Annotated in this window: 19 protein-coding genes and 3 tRNA genes; 11 read left to right on the top strand and 11 right to left on the bottom strand. The window is 70.9% G+C overall.

Annotated features, from left to right (window positions below; all coding sequences use genetic code 11):
- Window positions 1-33: 33 nt before the first annotated feature.
- Entirely contained in the window at window positions 34-285 is a 252-nt protein-coding gene (locus ACZ4WH_RS23180; protein ID WP_030656912.1) for a DUF3073 domain-containing protein, read from the top strand.
- Window positions 286-351: 66 nt separating this feature from the next.
- On the opposite strand, the gene purM is transcribed toward ACZ4WH_RS23180, so the two are convergent.
- The 5 genes from purM to ACZ4WH_RS23155 all read right to left on the bottom strand — a co-directional run bounded on the left by purM (window position 352) and on the right by ACZ4WH_RS23155 (window position 5,226).
- Window positions 352-1,419 (bottom strand): phosphoribosylformylglycinamidine cyclo-ligase, encoded by a 1,068-nt coding sequence (gene purM / locus ACZ4WH_RS23175; protein WP_468183286.1) that lies wholly within the window; start codon window positions 1,417-1,419, stop codon window positions 352-354.
- Window positions 1,420-1,451: 32 nt separating this feature from the next.
- On the bottom strand, window positions 1,452-2,981 hold the full coding sequence (gene purF / locus ACZ4WH_RS23170; RefSeq protein ID WP_468183284.1) for an amidophosphoribosyltransferase: 1,530 nt from the start codon (window positions 2,979-2,981) through the stop codon (window positions 1,452-1,454).
- A 201-nt stretch (window positions 2,982-3,182) separates the two neighbouring features.
- On the bottom strand, window positions 3,183-3,542 hold the full coding sequence (locus ACZ4WH_RS23165) for an META domain-containing protein (protein ID WP_468183282.1): 360 nt from the start codon (window positions 3,540-3,542) through the stop codon (window positions 3,183-3,185).
- Between the two features lie 132 nt (window positions 3,543-3,674).
- Window positions 3,675-4,472: a maleylpyruvate isomerase family mycothiol-dependent enzyme gene (locus ACZ4WH_RS23160; protein WP_468183280.1), complete on the bottom strand. Its 798-nt coding sequence runs from the start codon at window positions 4,470-4,472 to the stop codon at window positions 3,675-3,677.
- A gap of 115 nt (window positions 4,473-4,587) precedes the next feature.
- The gene (locus ACZ4WH_RS23155) at window positions 4,588-5,226 is read right to left on the bottom strand and encodes a response regulator (protein WP_468183278.1); all 639 of its coding nucleotides are present in this window, start codon (window positions 5,224-5,226) and stop codon (window positions 4,588-4,590) included.
- A gap of 284 nt (window positions 5,227-5,510) precedes the next feature.
- On the opposite strand from ACZ4WH_RS23155, the gene ACZ4WH_RS23150 reads away from it, so the two are divergent.
- A complete protein-coding gene (locus tag ACZ4WH_RS23150) occupies window positions 5,511-6,035 on the top strand; it encodes a zinc metalloprotease (protein WP_468183276.1) in 525 nt (174 codons plus the stop codon).
- Complete coding sequence (locus ACZ4WH_RS23145) at window positions 6,032-6,706, top strand: hypothetical protein (protein WP_468183274.1); 675 nt, start codon at window positions 6,032-6,034, stop codon at window positions 6,704-6,706. The genes ACZ4WH_RS23150 and ACZ4WH_RS23145 overlap by 4 nt, the downstream gene beginning before the upstream one ends.
- Before the next feature lie 84 nt (window positions 6,707-6,790).
- On the opposite strand, the gene ACZ4WH_RS23140 is transcribed toward ACZ4WH_RS23145, so the two are convergent.
- The 5 genes from ACZ4WH_RS23140 to purS form a co-directional block, all read right to left on the bottom strand.
- The gene (locus ACZ4WH_RS23140; RefSeq protein ID WP_468183272.1) at window positions 6,791-7,498 is read right to left on the bottom strand and encodes a hypothetical protein; all 708 of its coding nucleotides are present in this window, start codon (window positions 7,496-7,498) and stop codon (window positions 6,791-6,793) included.
- Window positions 7,498-8,007: an RNA polymerase sigma factor gene (locus tag ACZ4WH_RS23135; RefSeq protein WP_468183270.1), complete on the bottom strand. Its 510-nt coding sequence runs from the start codon at window positions 8,005-8,007 to the stop codon at window positions 7,498-7,500. The genes ACZ4WH_RS23140 and ACZ4WH_RS23135 overlap by 1 nt, the downstream gene beginning before the upstream one ends.
- Window positions 8,008-8,148: 141 nt before the next feature.
- Window positions 8,149-10,407 carry a phosphoribosylformylglycinamidine synthase subunit PurL gene (gene purL, locus ACZ4WH_RS23130; RefSeq protein ID WP_468183268.1) on the bottom strand — a complete coding sequence of 753 codons (2,259 nt, stop codon included), beginning with the start codon at window positions 10,405-10,407 and terminating at the stop codon, window positions 8,149-8,151.
- Window positions 10,404-11,084, bottom strand: coding sequence for a phosphoribosylformylglycinamidine synthase subunit PurQ (purQ, locus tag ACZ4WH_RS23125; RefSeq protein ID WP_468183266.1), 681 nt, complete (start codon window positions 11,082-11,084; stop codon window positions 10,404-10,406). Before purQ ends, purL begins: the two co-directional genes overlap by 4 nt.
- Window positions 11,081-11,344, bottom strand: a complete 264-nt coding sequence (gene purS, locus ACZ4WH_RS23120) for a phosphoribosylformylglycinamidine synthase subunit PurS (protein WP_030656923.1) — start codon at window positions 11,342-11,344, stop codon at window positions 11,081-11,083. The genes purQ and purS overlap by 4 nt, the downstream gene beginning before the upstream one ends.
- Before the next feature lie 310 nt (window positions 11,345-11,654).
- Here purS and ACZ4WH_RS23115 point away from each other — a divergent pair, with 310 nt between their 5' ends.
- From ACZ4WH_RS23115 to ACZ4WH_RS23080, 8 genes are all read left to right on the top strand, one after another.
- Window positions 11,655-11,972 carry a histone-like nucleoid-structuring protein Lsr2 gene (locus tag ACZ4WH_RS23115; protein WP_468183263.1) on the top strand — a complete coding sequence of 106 codons (318 nt, stop codon included), beginning with the start codon at window positions 11,655-11,657 and terminating at the stop codon, window positions 11,970-11,972.
- Between the two features lie 166 nt (window positions 11,973-12,138).
- Window positions 12,139-12,210, top strand: a tRNA-Gly gene (locus ACZ4WH_RS23110).
- Window positions 12,211-12,290: 80 nt separating this feature from the next.
- Window positions 12,291-12,363 (top strand) — tRNA-Gly (locus tag ACZ4WH_RS23105).
- Between the two features lie 129 nt (window positions 12,364-12,492).
- A complete protein-coding gene (locus ACZ4WH_RS23100; RefSeq protein ID WP_468183261.1) occupies window positions 12,493-13,479 on the top strand; it encodes an ABC transporter ATP-binding protein in 987 nt (328 codons plus the stop codon).
- Window positions 13,476-14,264, top strand: coding sequence for an ABC transporter permease (locus ACZ4WH_RS23095; protein ID WP_468183259.1), 789 nt, complete (start codon window positions 13,476-13,478; stop codon window positions 14,262-14,264). Before ACZ4WH_RS23100 ends, ACZ4WH_RS23095 begins: the two co-directional genes overlap by 4 nt.
- A gap of 19 nt (window positions 14,265-14,283) precedes the next feature.
- Window positions 14,284-15,549 (top strand): sensor histidine kinase, encoded by a 1,266-nt coding sequence (locus ACZ4WH_RS23090; RefSeq protein ID WP_468183257.1) that lies wholly within the window; start codon window positions 14,284-14,286, stop codon window positions 15,547-15,549.
- Window positions 15,546-16,160: a response regulator gene (locus tag ACZ4WH_RS23085; protein WP_468183255.1), complete on the top strand. Its 615-nt coding sequence runs from the start codon at window positions 15,546-15,548 to the stop codon at window positions 16,158-16,160. Before ACZ4WH_RS23090 ends, ACZ4WH_RS23085 begins: the two co-directional genes overlap by 4 nt.
- Before the next feature lie 23 nt (window positions 16,161-16,183).
- Window positions 16,184-16,256: transfer RNA gene (locus tag ACZ4WH_RS23080), tRNA-Gly, on the top strand.
- 44 nt (window positions 16,257-16,300) lie between these two features.
- Here ACZ4WH_RS23080 and ACZ4WH_RS23075 read toward each other — a convergent pair.
- The gene (locus ACZ4WH_RS23075) at window positions 16,301-17,200 is read right to left on the bottom strand and encodes a phosphoribosylaminoimidazolesuccinocarboxamide synthase (protein WP_468183253.1); all 900 of its coding nucleotides are present in this window, start codon (window positions 17,198-17,200) and stop codon (window positions 16,301-16,303) included.
- Window positions 17,201-17,258: the final 58 nt, after the last annotated feature.

Raw genomic sequence — 17,258 nt, 5'->3', positions numbered from 1 at the left:
GCCGTCGAGCCCCGTCGTTGAGGGGGTCGAGCCATGGGGCGCGGCCGGGCCAAGGCCAAGCAGACGAAGGTCGCCCGCCAGCTGAAGTACAACAGCGGCGGGACGGACCTCTCACGCCTGGCCGAGGAGCTGGGCGCATCGACGTCGAACCAGTCGCCGAACGGCGACCGCTTCACGGACGATGAGCATGACGACGACGACCTGTACTCCCGCTACGCCGACCTCTATGAGGACGACGACGAGGACGAGGACGAAGGTCCCGCACAGCACCGTCGAGGCGCTTGACCTTGCACTGAGCACGAGTCCGGTCGGTGGCACCGCCACCGACCGGCTTCTGTGCTGTCCGCACGGTCAGACCGCGTAGTCTCCCACCAGCTCCGCGCCGGTCGTCTTCTCGCCCCGCTCGGTGATCTCACCGGCGACCCAGGCGTCGACACCCCGGTCGGCCAGCGTCGCGAGGGCGACCTCCGCGGACTCCTCCGGGACGATCGCGATCATGCCGACGCCCATGTTGAGGGTCTTCTCCAGCTCCAGGCGCTCGACGTTCCCGGTCTTCCCGACCAGGTCGAAGATCGCGCCCGGGGTCCAGGTGGAGCGGTCGACCACGGCGTGCAACCCGTCCGGGATCACCCGGGCCAGGTTCGCGGCGAGCCCGCCGCCGGTGATGTGGCTGAACGCGTGCACCTCGGCCGTGCGGGTCAGCGCCAGGCAGTCCAGCGAGTAGATCTTCGTGGGCTCCAGCAGTTCCTCGCCGAGGGTGCGGCCCAGCTCGGCGACCTGAGTCTCCAGGGCCGTCCCGGCACGGTCCAGCAGGACATGGCGGACCAGGGAGTACCCGTTCGAGTGAAGCCCGGAGGACGCCATGGCGATCACGGTGTCGCCCGTGCGGATGCGATCCGCGCCCAGCAGCCGGTCCGCCTCCACGACGCCCGTACCGGCTCCGGCGACGTCGAAGTCGTCCTCGCCCAGCAGGCCCGGGTGCTCGGCCGTCTCACCGCCCACCAGGGCGCAGCCGGCCAGTACACAGCCCTCCGCGATGCCCTTGACGATGGCCGCGACACGCTCGGGGTGCACCTTGCCGACGCAGATGTAGTCGGTCATGAACAGCGGCTCGGCACCGCACACCACGATGTCGTCCATGACCATGGCGACCAGGTCGTGGCCGATGGTGTCGTAGACGCCCATCCGGCGCGCGATGTCGACCTTCGTGCCGACGCCGTCCGTGGCGGAGGCGAGCAGCGGGCGCTCGTAGCGCTTGAGCGCGGAGGCGTCGAAGAGCCCGGCGAAGCCGCCGAGGCCGCCCAGGACCTCGGGGCGCTGGGTCTTCTTCACCCACTCCTTCATGAGCTCTACGGCGCGGTCTCCCGCTTCGATGTCGACGCCCGCGGCTGCGTAGCTGGCACCAGTCGTCTCAGACATGGGGTGAGAACCTTCGTGTCGTACGGCAGAACTTACGGGCGGCGGATCGCGTCGGTCGCCGCGGTCGCGGCCGGACCGGCCGCCAGCTCGGTCTCCAGCAGCTGCTTGCCGAGCAGCTCGGGGTCCGGCAGCTCCATCGGGTACTCGCCGTCGAAGCAGGCGCGGCACAGGTTCGGCTTGGCGATCGTGGTCGCCTCGATCATGCCGTCGATGGAGATGTAGGCCAGGGAGTCGGCGCCGAGGCTGGTGCCGATCTCCTCGATGGTCATGCCGTTGGCGATCAGCTCCGCGCGCGTGGCGAAGTCGATACCGAAGAAGCAGGGCCACTTCACGGGCGGGGAGGAGATCCGGATGTGGACCTCGGCGGCGCCCGCCTCGCGGAGCATGCGCACCAGGGCCCGCTGGGTGTTGCCGCGCACGATCGAGTCGTCCACGACGACCAGGCGCTTGCCCTTGATGACTTCCTTCAGCGGGTTCAGCTTCAGCCGGATGCCCAGCTGGCGGATGGTCTGCGAGGGCTGGATGAAGGTCCGGCCGACGTACGCGTTCTTCACGAGACCCGCGCCGAAGGGGATGCCGGAGGCCTCCGCGTAGCCGATGGCGGCCGGCGTGCCGGACTCCGGGGTCGCTATGACCAGATCGGCCTCTGCGGGGGCTTCCTTGGCCAGCCGGCGGCCCATCTCCACGCGGGAGAGGTAGACGTTCCGGCCGGCGATGTCGGTGTCCGGGCGGGCCAGGTACACGTACTCGAAGACACAGCCCTTGGGCTTCGCTTCCGCGAATCGGGAGCTGCGCAGGCCGTTCTCGTCGATGGCGACGAACTCGCCCGGCTCGATCTCGCGGACGAAGCTGGCGCCGGTGATGTCCAGCGCGGCGGTCTCGGAGGCGACCACCCAGCCGCGCTCCAGCCGGCCGAGGACCAGCGGGCGGATGCCCTGCGGGTCACGGGCGGCGTAGAGGGTGTGCTCGTCCATGAAGACGAGGGAGAAGGCGCCCTTGACCTTCGGGAGCACCGCGTGCGCGGCCTCCTCGATGGTGAGCGGCTTGCCGTCCTCGTCGACCTGGGCGGCCAGCAGGGCCGTCAGCAGGTCGGTGTCGTTGGTCGCCGCGACACGGGTGGAGCGGCTGTTGTTGTCGTTCGGCAGGTCGGCGACCATCTCGGCGAGCTGCGCCGTGTTGACCAGGTTGCCGTTGTGGCCGAGCGCGATCGAGCCGTGCGCGGTGGCACGGAACGTCGGCTGGGCGTTCTCCCACACGGAGGCGCCGGTGGTCGAGTAGCGGGCGTGTCCGACCGCGATGTGACCCTGGAGCGAACCGAGCGAGGTCTCGTCGAAGACCTGGGAGACCAGGCCCATGTCCTTGAAGACGAGGATCTGGGAGCCGTTGCTGACCGCGATTCCCGCGGATTCCTGACCCCGGTGCTGGAGGGCGTAGAGCCCGAAGTACGTGAGCTTTGCGACCTCTTCACCCGGAGCCCAGACGCCGAAGACGCCGCAAGCGTCCTGGGGGCCCTTCTCGCCGGGAAGCAGATCGTGATTGAGTCGACCGTCACCACGTGGCACGCCACCGAGTGTAGGCGAGGTCGACCACTGGTCCGAATTGGGGATACGCGGCCGTAACGGGCCGGGTGGTATGGATCACCTTGGTGGATTCCCCGTTTGCCCTGGTGAGAGCGGTGCGTCACCGGCCGACGGGGGCTGCGGGCGCGCCGTACGGGCTGGTCACGGGCGTCTTCGCCGTGTTCGTGAGTGAGGTGTCGCACATCATCCGGTGGTGCTCCGGCTGAGGTGGACGCGGTCGCCGTCGCCGTCGGTGAGCGTCGCCTTCGCCGCGTCGGCCTTGGCGGTGAGCGTGCCGGTGGTGAGGATGCGCGCGAAGGCGCGCTCGAAGTCCATGCGCTCCTCGGCGCAGGCCATCCTGGTCGTGCGCAGGTCACCGATGGTGATGCGGTCGCCGCGCACGGTGGCGCGGGCGCTGAAGTGGTTGCAGCCCAGGTTGCCGGCCGCCTTGCCGTCCTCGTCGATGCGGAGGCGGGCGGTGGCGGGCGCGTGCCGGGTGGTATCGCCGACGGTGATGCTGTCGACCCGCCAGTCGATCCCGGTCACCGGCTGCTGGACGCTCACCGCTCCACTGTCCGCCTTCACGCTTCCACAGACCACCGTGAACGGAAGAAGCACGGCGGCCACTGCCAGGGTTACGCGCTGCTTGCACCGGTTCATAGTGATTCGACGTACCCCGGCGCGCCCGGGTTCCGGCTACGACATGACCGGCAGCAGCCCCCCGATGTCCGCCCGCTCCCCGCTCGCGCTGACCTCGGCGGCGGCCAGCGCGTCCGCCCAGGCCACGCGGCCGGTGGCGAGCCGCATCCAGGTCAGCGGGTCGGTCTCCACGACGTTGGGCGGGGTGCCCCGGGTGTGCCGGGGGCCCTCGACGCACTGCACGACCGCGTACGGCGGCACCCGCACCTCGGTGGAGCCGCCGGGCGCCTTCACGGCGAGGGCGTCGGCGAGCAGCCGGGTGGTGGCGGCCAGGGCCTGCCGGTCGTACGGCACCTCCAGGCCGGGGACGGCGGCGTTCAGGTCGTCGGTGTGGACGGCGAGTTCGAGGGCGCGGGTGACGAGGTAGTCGTCCAGCGCCAGGGCGCCCGCGCTGGTGTCCAGCAGCCGGTTGCCGGGGTGTTCGTCCAGCAGGGCGCGCAGGCTCCGGTCGACGTCGGCGAGGTAGGCGCCGAGGTCCGGGTGGGCGGCGGTCAGGCCCCGGGTGAAGTCGTCGATGTGGCCGGCGCGCGGCCCGGTGGAGAACGGCCACTCGACCACGGTGACGGTCGGCCGGGGCGGGGCGGGCAGCTCCAGGGCCCGGTGCACGGCGGTGACCCCCATGCCGACGTGCGCGATCAGGTCCCGTACGGTCCAGGCGCCGAGCCGGGTCGGCAGGGCGAGCTGCTCCGGGGTGAGGCCGCGCACGGCCTCCCGTACGTTGCCGAGCTGGGCGAAGACCGCGGCTCGGGTCTTGGCGGGGTCGTAGCTGCGGGGACGCTTCTTGGCCGGTGGCATGACAGCGACCTTATGCCCGCCGGGAGCGGGGTTTCAGCGAGGTGCCGGAAGCCGTTCTCGATCCGGCGAAGGCCCCGCCCGGCTGTTCGGGCAGGGCCTTCGCGCGGCGCGGCGGTTACGCCAGCCCCGCCCGTTGGGCGACCGTGGCGAGGGTGACCCGGTTCGACGCGCGGAGCTTCCGCTTCAGCGCGGTGATGTGGGTCTTCACCGTGGTGACGCCGACGGTCAGCCGCTCGGCTATGTCGGCGTTGGGAAGGCCGGTGGCGACGAGGGTGAGGACCTCACGCTCGCGCCGGGTCAGGTCGGACAGCGACGGCTCGGCGAGCACGGGTTCCGCCCCGCCGGTGAGGTGCCGGGCCAGGACGGCGTGACTGCCGCGCGGGGTGCAGATGACCCCGCCGGCCGCGAGGACCCGTACCGCCTGGGCCAGCAGCGCGGGCGCGCTGTCCTTGAGCAGGAACCCGGCCGCGCCGCCGCGCAGGGCCGCCTCCAGTTGCTCGCCGACGTCGAAGGCGGTGAGCACGGCCACCGGCGGCGGCTCGGGCAGCTCACGTATCGACGCCAGTGGACTGAGCCCGTCGGGCGCGGGCGTCACCATGTCGAGCAGTACGACGTCGGGCGCCGTCTCCCGGACGGCGGCCAGGGCCCCCGCGCTGGTCCGGACGGAAACCTCCATGTCGTCCTCGGCCGCCAGCAACCGCCGCAGCGCCTCCCTTACTAATGCCTGGTCGTCCACGACAAGTACACGAATCATCTTGCCCCCGTGGTGCTTCGCGGATCTGACACGGCCTCAAGTAGGAGTGTCTGCTCCTCCTTGAGGTCGATGTCCAGATCTGCACTGCCTGTGATGCTGAGTCTCGATCATAGGCACAACGGGGGACCACAAGGGGGATACCAGCACATTCCAGGATGCGTCGACCATCCGTATCCCCTGCCTTTCGGATCCCTTCCGTGGAGAAATGCGCGTTCGCATTCGGCCCTGCCGCCTGCTCAATTCACGGAGGAACAGTTTTGAATCGAAGAATCACCCGCGCGTCCGTGACCCTGACCTCGTCCGCCGCGCTGGCCCTCGCGGGGACGCTGGCCGTATCGGCGCCCGCCCACGCGACGTACTACAGCGGGGGCATGCCCACGCGGTCGTTCAGCGTGAAGACCGTCGGTATCAACGACGAGTGGGTCAAGTACTTCGACACCGGTCGCGGCAACTGGAACAGCGCCGGTGTCGGCGCGAGCATCAAGCGCAAGTCCACCGCCAAGCCGAGCTTCACGGCCGGCAACTACAGCGCCAGCTGGTACGGCCTGTACGCGCCGTCCGGGACACGGGCGCACCGGTCCTTCCAGATCAAGGTCAACGCCAGGACCCTCTGGCGGGACACCGGGACCATCGCCAAGTACGACAAGTACGTCCGGAGCACCACCACGCACGAGCTGGGGCACGCGCTGAGCCTCGCCGACAACCCGAACACGAACAAGGTCTCGCTGATGAAGCACAGCCGGGACCGCGCGAGGGTGCAGACGCCGCAGCCCTATGACAAGTCCGAGGTGAAGAGGATCTACCGATGACCGCCAGACGGAACATTCTCATCACGGGGACGGCGGCGCTCGCCGCGTTCGCCGCCGTCGGCTGCTCCGCTGACGGCTCCTCCACCAAGGGCGCCGCGTCCGGGGCCGCTTCGGACACCGTGGCCTATCACGCGGACTACCCCCAGTACGCCTCGCTCGACGCCGTCCTCCAGAAGTCCGACGCCGTCGTCGAGGGAACCGTGGTCGGCAGCCGGGTGCGGAACATGCTGCCCGACGCGCCCGCCGGCACCGACCCCGCCACCAACCCGCAGGCCGGCCTGTCGCCCGCCGAGGCCAAGGAGGCCAAGAAGGCCGCCGAGGCGGACCCGGTCGTCATCACCGTCTCCAAGGTGAAGGTCACCCGGGCGCTCGCCGGGAACGTGTCCGTCGGCGACACCATCGAGGTCGCCCAGCTCGGCGGCACCTACCGGGGCGTCACGTACCAGGAGAAGGACACCACCCTGCTCGCCAGGGGCGGTCAGCGGTACGTGCTGATGCTCGCCGAGCACGGCAAGAACCCGTACGACCTGCTCAACCCGGAGCAGGCGCTCTACACCGTCACGGCGGACGGCACGGTCAAGGCCGCGTCGGTCGGCGGCTTCGGCCACGCGGGCAAGGTCGACCAGCTGGCCGCCAAGGCGGACCGGATCACCAAGAACCGCACGCGGTAAGCGCACCACAGCGGCCACACGGCCACGCCTGCCCCACCAGCCGGCGCGCCACGGACGACGATCCGTGGCGCGCCGGCGCCGTCGTCACCGGCCTCGCGGTGCCAGCCCGAGAGCCTCGCGCACGCCCGGGCTCAGAGCCACCCCGTTGTCCCGCGCGGCGACCGCCGTACCGTCCTCGACCGCGTACCAGCCCTGCGTGGTGTTCACCAGGACATAGCGTCCGCCGTCGGCCTTCTCCAGCAGGAACACGTACTCCTTCCCGGAGGTGAGCGCGGCGGTCTCGGGACCGGTCCCGGGCGTCGTGTAGGACAGCCGGACGGAATCGCCCGGTGTCCCGCCCTTGGCGCTCGCCACCACCTTCGCCGTGGCCACCGTCACGCGGGCGTCGTCGACGGTCTCCTCGTGCCCGGCGCCGAGCCGCGCCCGCACGATCAGGCTCGCCGCTCCTTCCAGCTCGGCGGTGCTGCCGAAGTAGGGCTCGTCGGCGACGACGCCGCCCGAGGCCTCGCCCGGACCCGCCGGACCGGCCTTCGGCCCGGCCGTACGGCTGCCCGGCCCGGCCGGGTCGCTGTGCAGGCCGGCGAGCGTGACACCGCCGAGGGCGACGGCGGCACCGCAGGCGACCGCGGCGATCAGGGCGCCCCGCCGGGGGGACCGGCGGGCGGGCGCGGACGGCGTGGCGCCGGCGGATCCGACCAGCGCCGTGAGTTCGTCGGCGGCGCGCGCCGACAGGCCCTCGCGCACCGTGGCCGGGACCGGGTTCGCCTTCTCGATCAGAGACTTCACACGCATCACACTGGCTCCTGAGGCAGGTCGTATACGGCGCGGAACGCTTTGCGTGCCCGGTGCAGCCGGACCCAGACCGCGGACGCGCTGCATCCGAGGACCTCACCGGCTTCGGCGGCGCTGAGCCCGTCCCAGTAGCTCAGCAGCAGGACCTCGCGGTGAGCGGACGGAAGCCGGTCGAGGGCGTCGAGGACGGCGTCGTCCCGCTCGGACGCGGGAGCGCGGCCCACCGCGTCGGCGATGGTGCGGTGCAGTTCCGTCAGGCGGGCCCTGGAGCGGTGGTGGTTGCTCAGCAGGTTGCGCGCGGTGACGAACAGCCAGCCGCTGCCCACGTCCTGACCGATGGTCATGCGCTCCCACGCGGTGCGGAAGACCTCGGCGGTCAGTTCCTCCGCCGCCTCGCGGTCGCCCGACCGCCGGTGCACGAAGGCACACACGCGCGCGTGCTCACGGACGTACAAGTCCGTGAAGCGTGCGGCGCGGTCACGGTCGCTCCGTGTCTGCAAGGTCTCCACACCGCATATATGTCGTGGGCCGGGCGCATCCTTACGGACCCGTGCGAAGACTTTCACCGGACTCCTGTCGCCGTGCACGCGGACGCCCCCGCCCGGACCGCGTCCGGACGGGGGCGTCGTCGTACGACCCGAGGGGCTCCGCTACGCCAGCAGCGCCGGGATGGTGCCCTCGTGGGCCTCGCGCAGCTCGGCGAGGGAGAGGGTGAACTCGCCCTGGACCTCCACCGCGTCGCCGTCCACGACACCGATACGGGTGACCGGCAGGCCGCGCGCGCCGCACATGTCGTTGAAGCGGACCTCCTCCGAGCGCGGCACGGCGACGACCGCGCGGCCGGCCGACTCGGAGAACAGGAAGGTGAAGGCGTCCAGGCCGTCGGGTACGACCAGACGCGCGCCCTTTTCGCCGAGCAGCGCGGACTCGACCACGGCCTGGATCAGACCGCCGTCGGACAGGTCGTGCGCGGAGTCGATCATGCCGTCGCGGGAGGCGGAGATCAGGATCTCGGCCAGCAGGCGCTCGCGCTCCAGGTCCACCTGCGGGGGCAGACCGCCCAGGTGGTCGTGGATCACCTGGGACCAGGCCGAGCCGCCGAACTCCTCGCGGGTGTCGCCGAGGAGGTAGAGCAGCTGACCCTCCTCCTGGAAGGCGACCGGGGTGCGGCGGGCGACGTCGTCGATCACGCCGAGCACGGCCACCACCGGGGTCGGGTGGATGGCGGCCTCGCCGGTCTGGTTGTAGAGCGAGACGTTGCCGCCGGTCACCGGGGTGCCCAGCTGCCGGCAGCCGTCCGCGAGACCGCGCACGGCCTCCGCGAACTGCCACATCACCGCCGGGTCCTCGGGCGAGCCGAAGTTCAGGCAGTCGGAGACGGCCAGCGGCTTGGCACCGGTGGTCGCCACGTTCCGGTAGGCCTCGGCCAGGGCCAACTGGGCGCCCGTGTACGGGTCGAGCTTGGCGTAGCGGCCGTTGCCGTCCGTCGCGATGGCGACGCCGAGACCGGTCTCCTCGTCCACACGGATCATGCCGGAGTCCTCCGGCTGGGCGAGGACGGTGTTGCCCTGCACGAAGTGGTCGTACTGGGACGTGATCCACTTCTTGGAGGCCTGGTTCGGGGAGCCGACCAGCTTCAGGACCTGGTCCTTCAGCTCCTCGCCCGTCTCCGGGCGGGGCAGCTTGTTCGCGTCGTCGGCCTGGAGGGCGTCCTGCCACTCGGGGCGCGCGTAGGGACGCTCGTAGACCGGGCCCTCGTGCGCGACCGTGCGCGGGTTGACGTCGACGATCTTCTCGCCGTGCCAGAAGATCTCCAGCCGGTCGCCGTCGGTGACCTCACCGATGACGGTGGCGATGACGTCCCACTTCTCGCAGATCTCCAGGAAGCGGTCGACCTTGTCGGGCTCCACGACCGCGCACATGCGCTCCTGCGACTCGCTCATGAGGATCTCCTCGGGCGAGAGCGTGGAGTCGCGCAGCGGGACGTCGTCCAGGGTGACGCGCATGCCGCCGGAGCCGTTGGAGGCCAGCTCGGAGGTGGCGCAGGACAGACCGGCCGCGCCGAGGTCCTGGATGCCGACGACCAGCTTCTCCCGGAACGCCTCCAGGGTGCACTCGATGAGCAGCTTCTCCTGGAAGGGGTCGCCGACCTGCACGGCGGGCCGCTTCGAGGGCTTGGCGTCGTCGAAGGTCTCGCTCGCCAGGATCGACGCGCCGCCGATGCCGTCGCCGCCGGTCCGGGCGCCGTACAGGACGACCTTGTTGCCCGCGCCGGATGCCTTCGCGAGGTGGATGTCCTCGTGCCGCATCACACCGATGGCACCGGCGTTGACCAGCGGGTTGCCCTGGTAGCAGGCGTCGAAGACGACCTCGCCGCCGATGTTGGGCAGGCCCAGGCAGTTGCCGTAGCCGCCGATGCCCGCGACGACGCCCGGCAGGACGCGCTTGGTGTCGGGGTGGTCGGCCGCGCCGAAGCGCAGCGGGTCGACCACCGCGACCGGGCGGGCACCCATCGCGATGATGTCGCGGACGATGCCGCCGACACCCGTGGCCGCGCCCTGGTAGGGCTCGACGTACGACGGGTGGTTGTGCGACTCGACCTTGAAGGTGACCGCGTAGCCCTGGCCGACGTCCACCACACCGGCGTTCTCGCCGATGCCGACGAGCAGCGCGTCGCTCTGCGGCGCCTTCTCGCCGAACTGGCGCAGGTGGACCTTGGAGGACTTGTACGAGCAGTGCTCGGACCACATGACCGAGTACATGGCGAGTTCGGCGCCGGTCGGGCGGCGGCCGAGGATCTCCACCACCCGCTCGTACTCGTCCTTCTTCAGACCGAGTTCGGCCCAGGGCAGCTCGACGTCGGGGGTCGCGGCCGCGTGCTCGACCGTGTCCAGAGGCGTCCGGCTCATGCGTTGACCAGCTTCTTGAGGATCGAGGTGAAGAACGGGAGCCCGTCGGTACGGCCCGTACCGATCAGCGGCTCGACGGCGTGCTCCGGGTGCGGCATGAGGCCGACGACGTTCCCGGCCTCGTTCGTGATGCCGGCGATGTCGTTGAGCGAGCCGTTCGGGTTGAAGTCGAGGTACCGGAAGACGACCCGGCCCTCGGCCTCCAGCTTGTCCAGCGTGTACTGGTCGGCGACGTACCGGCCGTCCATGTTCTTCAGCGGGATGTGGATCTCCTGGCTCCGGCGGAAGTCGCCGGTCCAGGAGGTCTCCGCGTTCTCCACCCGCAGCTTCTGGTCGCGGCAGATGAAGTGGAGGTGGTCGTTGCCGAGCATCGCGCCCGGGAGGAGGTGGGCCTCGGTGAGGATCTGGAAGCCGTTGCAGATGCCGAGGACCGGCAGTCCGGCCTTCGCCTGCTCGACGAGCGGCTCCATCACCGGCGAGAAGCGGGCGATGGCGCCGGCCCGCAGGTAGTCGCCGTAGGAGAAACCGCCGCACAGCACGACGGCGTCGACCTGCTTGAGGTCCTTGTCCTTGTGCCAGAGGGCGACCGGTTCCGCCCCGGCGATACGGATAGCGCGCTGGGTGTCCCGGTCGTCGAGGCTGCCCGGGAAAGTGACGACGCCAATACGAGCGGTCACTTGGCCGCCTCCGCGACTTCATCGACCCGGACCGTGAAGTCCTCGATCACGGTGTTGGCGAGGAAGGATTCCGCAAGATCGCGGATGCGGGCGAGCGCGGCCTCGTCGACCGGCCCGTCGACTTCCAGTTCGAAACGCTTTCCCTGACGTACGTCCGAGATCCCTTGGAAACCCAGGCGCGGCAGCGCACGCTGGACCGCCTGGCCCTGGGGGTCGAGGATCTCCGGCTTGAGCATGACGTCGACTACGACGCGTGCCACTGGCACTCCCGGTGTGTGGTGCTGAGCAGGTTCCTTCAGACTACCCGCACAAAATTTCTACGCGAGTAGAGTTGGAGGAAAGTACGTGAGGCGCATCACGATCGGGTGTCGAAGCCACACACCCGTGAAAAGTTCTGGGAAAGTTCCACAGTCCGTCCGTCACACCTATTGCGCCCGGACACGCGGACGGATTTAGTCGGGCTTCACTTTGCATTGCCGGGCACTGTACAAATGAATTGGCAATAGCCGATACTCGGCACGTCGTCGGCGTTGAGCTGTAAGGACGTGCTGCACGAAGGGACCGATATTCGTGGCGCAAAAGGTCGTGGTCACTCTCTTTGACGACATCGACGGCTCGGAAGCGGCGGAGACGATCGCCTTCGGACTCGACGGCAAGTCGTACGAGATCGACCTGAACGAAAGCAACGCCGAGAAACTGCGCAAGGTGCTCGCGCCCTACGTCGAGGCCGGCCGCAAGCGGTCGCGGTCCGGCAAGGCGTACAAGCAGACGGAGGTCGCCCCCGACCCGGCGGCCGTCCGCGCCTGGGCCCAGGCCAACAAGATGGACGTCCCGGCCCGCGGACGCATCCCGAAGAAGGTCTACGAGGCGTTCAGCGCCGCGCAGTGAGCCCGCGAAGGGGCGAGTCCCCAGGGCCCGTCAGAGGACCCTGGGGACCGTGCACTTGGGGCATACGGGGCCTTGAGGGGAACCGACTTGCGCTACCCCCCTGCTGATCAGCTAATGTCTGGGACACGCCGAGGGGCGAGGCCGACAGGCCGATCCCGAAGGCCGTGCGGGTGTAGTTCAGTAGTAGAACATCCCCCTTCCAGGGGGAAGGCGCAGTGTGCGATTCCTGTCACCCGCTCTGCACCGCCGACACGACCACGCTTGTGGATCAGGTAGGCTGGTGCTCGCACCGATCGGTGGGAGCCGATCGGCAGCAGTGCGGACGTAGCTCAGTTGGTAGAGCGCAACCTTGCCAAGGTTGAGGTCGCGAGTTCGAGCCTCGTCGTCCGCTCGGGAATGAGACCCCGGTCCACTGGACCGGGGTCTTTTCGTCGTCCGGCCAGGCCTCTCTGACATTTGTCATGCCCAGCGGTGATACCGCGCACTGCCGGCCGGGTCGCCCCGCCGGGACGCTGGTGTCATGGACATCGACGGACACGAGCACGTGATCGAGGTCACCGACCTCAGGCGTGTCTACGGGGGCGGGTTCGAGGCCGTACGCGGAATCACCTTCTCCGTGGCGCGCGGGGAGATCTTCGCCCTGCTGGGCACCAACGGCGCCGGAAAGACCTCCACGGTCGAACTGCTGGAAGGACTCGCCGCACCGGCCGGCGGCCGGGTCCGGGTCCTCGGCCACGACCCCTGCCGCGAGCGGGCCGCCGTACGGCCCCGCACCGGCGTCATGCTCCAGGAGGGCGGCTTCCCCGCCGAGCTGACCGTCGCGGAGACCACCCGGATGTGGGCGGACTGCACGACCGGCGCCCGGCCGGTCGTGAGTGGGCCGAGGGGCCGCGCCCGGAGCGGAACGAGCCATGGGGCGGCGGAGGTGCTGGAGCTGGTGGGGCTCGCGGGCAAGCGGGGCGTGCGGGTCAAGCAGCTGTCCGGCGGGGAGCGGCGGCGCCTCGACCTGGCGCTCGCCCTGCTCGGCGACCCCGAGGTGCTGTTCCTCGACGAGCCGACGACCGGGCTCGACGCCGAGGGCCGCCGCGACACCTGGGCGCTGGTGCGCCGGCTGCGGGACGCCGGCACCACCGTGCTGCTCACCACGCACTACCTGGAGGAGGCCGAGGGCCTCGCCGACCGGCTCGCCATCCTGCACGAGGGCCGTATCGCCGCCTCCGGCACCCCGGCCGAGGTCACCGCCGGCCGCCCCTCCCGGATGTCCTTCGAACTGCCCGACGGCTACTTCCTCGGCGACCTTCCGCCCCTCGGCGACCTCGGCGTCTGCGGGCACGAGACCGACGGCCGGGTCGTACGGCTGCGCACCCGCGAACTCCAGCGGACCGCCACCGCCGTGCTCGTCTGGGCCGAGCGGGCCGGCGTCGAACTGCGCGCCCTGGACGTGCGCTCGGCCTCGCTGGAGGAAGCCTTCCTCGGGATCGCGCGGGAGCAGGAGGCGGCGGCATGAGCGGCCTTTCTCCCGGCACCCTCACGCCCTCCGTACGGCGGCTTCGGGGGCTGGCACGGGCCGAGCTGGCCCTCCTCGGCCGCAACCGCGGGGTCGTGTTCACCGCGCTCGTCGTACCCCTCGCGCTGCCGTTCAGCGTGCGCCCGGCCCTCGACCAGCTGGACGTGGAGAAGCAGGGCATCAGCATCGGCGCGGCCATGCTCACGGCCGCGATCGGCTTCTCCCTCCTGTTCGCCGTCTACACCTCGCTCGTCAACGCCTACGTCGCCCGCCGCGAGGAACTGGTCCTCAAACGGCTGCGCACCGGGGAACTCACCGACCCCGAGATCCTCGCCGGCACCGCCCTGCCCGCCCTGGGCCTCGGCCTCGCGCAGGCGCTGCTGCTGTGCGCCGGATGCGCGGTCCTGCTGGACGCCGGGGCGCCCGAGGCGCCGTATCTGACCGTGCTGGGGCTGGCGGCCGGGCTGGTGCTGAGCGCCGCGCTCGCCGCGCTCACCGCGTCCTTCACCCGGACCGTGGAGAGCGGCCAGGTCACCGCGCTGCCGCTGGTGTTCGTGTCGATGATCGGCTCCGGGATCATGTTTCCCACCGAGGTCATGCCACAGAAGCTCGCCTCCGTCTGCGAGCTGCTCCCGCTGTCCCCCGCGATCCGGCTCGTCCGGGCGGGCTGGACCGGGGAGTTGAGCGCGTACGAGGTGCTCGGCGCGCTCGCGACCGCGCTGGCCTGGACCGTGGTGGCGGTGTTTGCTGTACGGCGGTGGTTCCGGTGGGAGCCCCGGCGCTGAGGAACGGGGGGGGGAGCGCATGGTGGGGCGGATACGGCGGTGGCAGCAGCGGCACTGGCGTGAGCGCAGCAAGGCGGAACGGGTCGAGCTGTACACGGTCGTCACCTGGTACGTCACGACCTGGTTCTTCTCGCTCGGCTGGCTGATGCTGCCCCTGGTCGGCGGGCTCAGGCACCGGCCCGTGGCGGTCGTCCTCGGCGCCCTGCTCGTCCTCGTGGCGGCCCTCCAGTGCGCGGCCTCCAACCGGCTCACCCGGCCCGCCCTCGACCACTACCTGGGGCGCGCCCGGCTGCCGGCCGACGCCCACCGCACCCCGGCCGTCCTGCTGGCCCTGGCCCTGGCCCTGACCGTGGCCCTATCGGCGCTGGACGCGGCCGGCCCCATGACGGTCCGGCTGGCGATCGGTGCCTCCCTGCTGCCGTTCGGGCTCCTGTACGGACTCACCGTCCCGGTACGGGTGTTCCTGCGCCGGTCGGCGGTGTTCGCGGCCGTGCTGACGGGGGCCGTGTGGCTCGCCGACCACGACGGCGTCGGGCTCCTCGCGACCGGGCTGATGGTGGCCTTCCAGACGGTGTTCGCGCTGCTCGCCTGCCGCTGCGGCGCCTGGACCCTGGCCGTGCTGTGGGAGGCGGAACGGGCCCGGGAGGTGGAGGCCCGGCTCGCCGTCGCCGAGGAACGGCTGCGCTTCGGGCGGGACCTGCACGACGTCCTGGGGCGGAACCTGTCCCTGATCTCCCTCAAGAGCGAGCTGGCCGTGCAACTGGCCCGGCGGGGGCGGCCGGAGGCCGTGGAGCAGATGATCGAGGCGCAGCGCATCGCGCAGGAGTCCCAGCGGGAGGTGCGGGCCGTCGTCCGCGGCTACCGCGAGGCCGACCTCGGCGTGGAACTCGCCGGTGCCCAGGGGGTGCTGGCGGCGGCCGGGATCGACTGCGAGGTCCGCGCGGAGACCGGCGGGCTGCCCGCCGAGGTGCAGTCCGCGCTCGGCTGGGTGGTGCGCGAGGCCACCACCAACGTGCTGCGGCACGGGGACGCGGGCCGGTGCCTGGTGGGGCTTTCGGTGCGGGAGGGGCTCGCGGTGCTGACGGTGGAGAACGACGGGGCCGTGGCGTCGAGTGGCGGTGGCGGCGGATCGGGGCTGGCCGGGCTGCGGGAACGGCTGGCCGCCGTCGGCGGGACCTTGGAGGCGGGATTCGCCGGCACGCGGCGCGACCGGTTCCGGTTGGTGGCGGAAGTGCCCCTGAGCACGGTGGACTCTGTGACATGTGGGAAAGGAACCACCTCATGAGCGCTCCGGTACGGCTGTTGCTCGCCGACGACGAGCATCTGATCCGGGGGGCGCTGGCCGCGCTGTTGTCCCTGGAGGACGATCTGCTGGTCGTCGCGGAGGCGGCGAGCGGGCCCGAGGCGCTGGCCATGGCCCGGGCGCACCAGCCCGACGTGGCTGTCCTGGACCTCCAGATGCCGGGCGCCGACGGTGTGAAGGTCGCCACATCCCTGCGCGCCGAACTGCCCGGCTGCCAGGTGCTGATCGTCACCGGGCACGGACGGCCCGGGCATCTGAAACGGGCGCTCGCGGCCGGTGTGCGCGGGTTCGTCCCGAAGACCGTCAGCGCCCAGCGGCTCGCCGAGATCATCCGGACCGTGCACGCCGGGAACCGTTACGTCGACCCGGAGTTGGCCGCCGACGCGATCTCCGCCGGGGACTCGCCGCTGACCGCGCGGGAGGCCGAGGTGCTGGAGCTGGCCGCCGACGGGGCACCGGTCGCGGAGATCGCCGAGCGGGCCACGCTGTCACCGGGGACCGTGCGGAACTACCTCTCCTCGGCGGTCACGAAGCTCGGCGCGGAGAACCGTCATACGGCGGTGCGTCTCGCACGCGAGCGAGGTTGGGTATAGTAGCTGTCGCGCCACGGCGCAACGCGGACGTAGCTCAGTTGGTAGAGCGCAACCTTGCCAAGGTTGAGGTCGCGAGTTCGAGCCTCGTCGTCCGCTCGGGATGAGACCCCGGTCCACTGGACCGGGGTCTTTTTCGTCTCCTACTTCCAGCTGGTGCCCGTCAGTCGCTCGTACGCCTCCACGTACTTCTGCCGGGTCGCCGCCACGACCTCCTCCGGCAGGGCCGGCGGGGGCTGCTCGCTCTTGCGGTCCCAGCCGGACTCCGGTGAGGTCAGCCAGTCCCGCACGAACTGCTTGTCGTACGACGGCTGGGCGCGGCCCGGCTGCCACTGGTCGGCCGGCCAGAAGCGGGAGGAGTCCTGGGTCAGGACCTCGTCGGCGAGCACGAGGGTGTCGCCGTCGAAGCCGAACTCGAACTTGGTGTCGGCCAGGACGATCCCCCGGTCCCGGGCGATGTCCCGGGCGCGCGAGTAGACCGCGAGCGTGGCCTGGCGCAGCTGGGCGGCGGTCTCGGCGCCGACCTGGCGGGCCACCTCCTCGTAGGAGACGTTCTCGTCGTGCTCGCCGACCTCGGCCTTGGTGGCCGGGGTGAAGATCGGGGCGGGGAGTTCGGAGCCGTCGACGAGGCCTTCGGGGAGGGCGAGGCCGCAGACCGTACGGGACTCCTGGTACTCGGCGAGGCCGGAGCCGGTGAGGTAGCCACGGGCCACGCACTCCACCGGCACCATCTTCAGGGACTTGCACACCAGCGTGCGGCCCGCCCAGTCGGCCGGGGCGCCCTCGGGCACCTCGCTGCTGATGACGTGGTTCCTGGCGAGGTCGCGCAGCTGGTCGAACCACCACAGGGAGAGCTGGGTGAGGACGCGGCCCTTGTCGGGGATCTCCGTGGGCAGCACCCAGTCGTAGGCGGAGATGCGGTCACTGGCGACCATCACGAGGTCGCCCGCCTCGTTCTGGTACAGCTCGCGCACCTTTCCGGTGTGCAGGTGCACCAGGCCCGGAACCTCGATCGGGTCGGGCTTTTCTACGAATCCGGACACGGTTCCTCCCCGTGGTTCTGTCCAATGCCTCGATTCTCCCGTATGAGGGTGATAGGGC

The sequence above is a fragment of the Streptomyces sp. NPDC029138 genome, assembly GCF_055564375.1.
This window is presented reverse-complemented; position numbering and strand designations above follow the sequence as displayed.

Bases quoted from the DNA above. Each gene is read 5' to 3' on its own strand.
- ACZ4WH_RS23180 (WP_030656912.1), top strand. From the start codon at position 34: ATGGGGCGCGGCCGGGCCAAGGCCAAGCAGACGAAGGTCGCCCGCCAG.
- purM (WP_468183286.1), bottom strand. From the start codon at position 1,419: ATGTCTGAGACGACTGGTGCCAGCTACGCAGCCGCGGGCGTCGACATC.
- ACZ4WH_RS23160 (WP_468183280.1), bottom strand. From the start codon at position 4,472: ATGCCACCGGCCAAGAAGCGTCCCCGCAGCTACGACCCCGCCAAGACC.
- ACZ4WH_RS23155 (WP_468183278.1), bottom strand. From the start codon at position 5,226: ATGATTCGTGTACTTGTCGTGGACGACCAGGCATTAGTAAGGGAGGCG.
- ACZ4WH_RS23145 (WP_468183274.1), top strand. From the start codon at position 6,032: ATGACCGCCAGACGGAACATTCTCATCACGGGGACGGCGGCGCTCGCC.
- ACZ4WH_RS23140 (WP_468183272.1), bottom strand. From the start codon at position 7,498: ATGCGTGTGAAGTCTCTGATCGAGAAGGCGAACCCGGTCCCGGCCACG.
- purL (WP_468183268.1), bottom strand. From the start codon at position 10,407: ATGAGCCGGACGCCTCTGGACACGGTCGAGCACGCGGCCGCGACCCCC.
- ACZ4WH_RS23100 (WP_468183261.1), top strand. From the start codon at position 12,493: ATGGACATCGACGGACACGAGCACGTGATCGAGGTCACCGACCTCAGG.
- ACZ4WH_RS23095 (WP_468183259.1), top strand. From the start codon at position 13,476: ATGAGCGGCCTTTCTCCCGGCACCCTCACGCCCTCCGTACGGCGGCTT.
- ACZ4WH_RS23090 (WP_468183257.1), top strand. From the start codon at position 14,284: ATGGTGGGGCGGATACGGCGGTGGCAGCAGCGGCACTGGCGTGAGCGC.
- ACZ4WH_RS23085 (WP_468183255.1), top strand. From the start codon at position 15,546: ATGAGCGCTCCGGTACGGCTGTTGCTCGCCGACGACGAGCATCTGATC.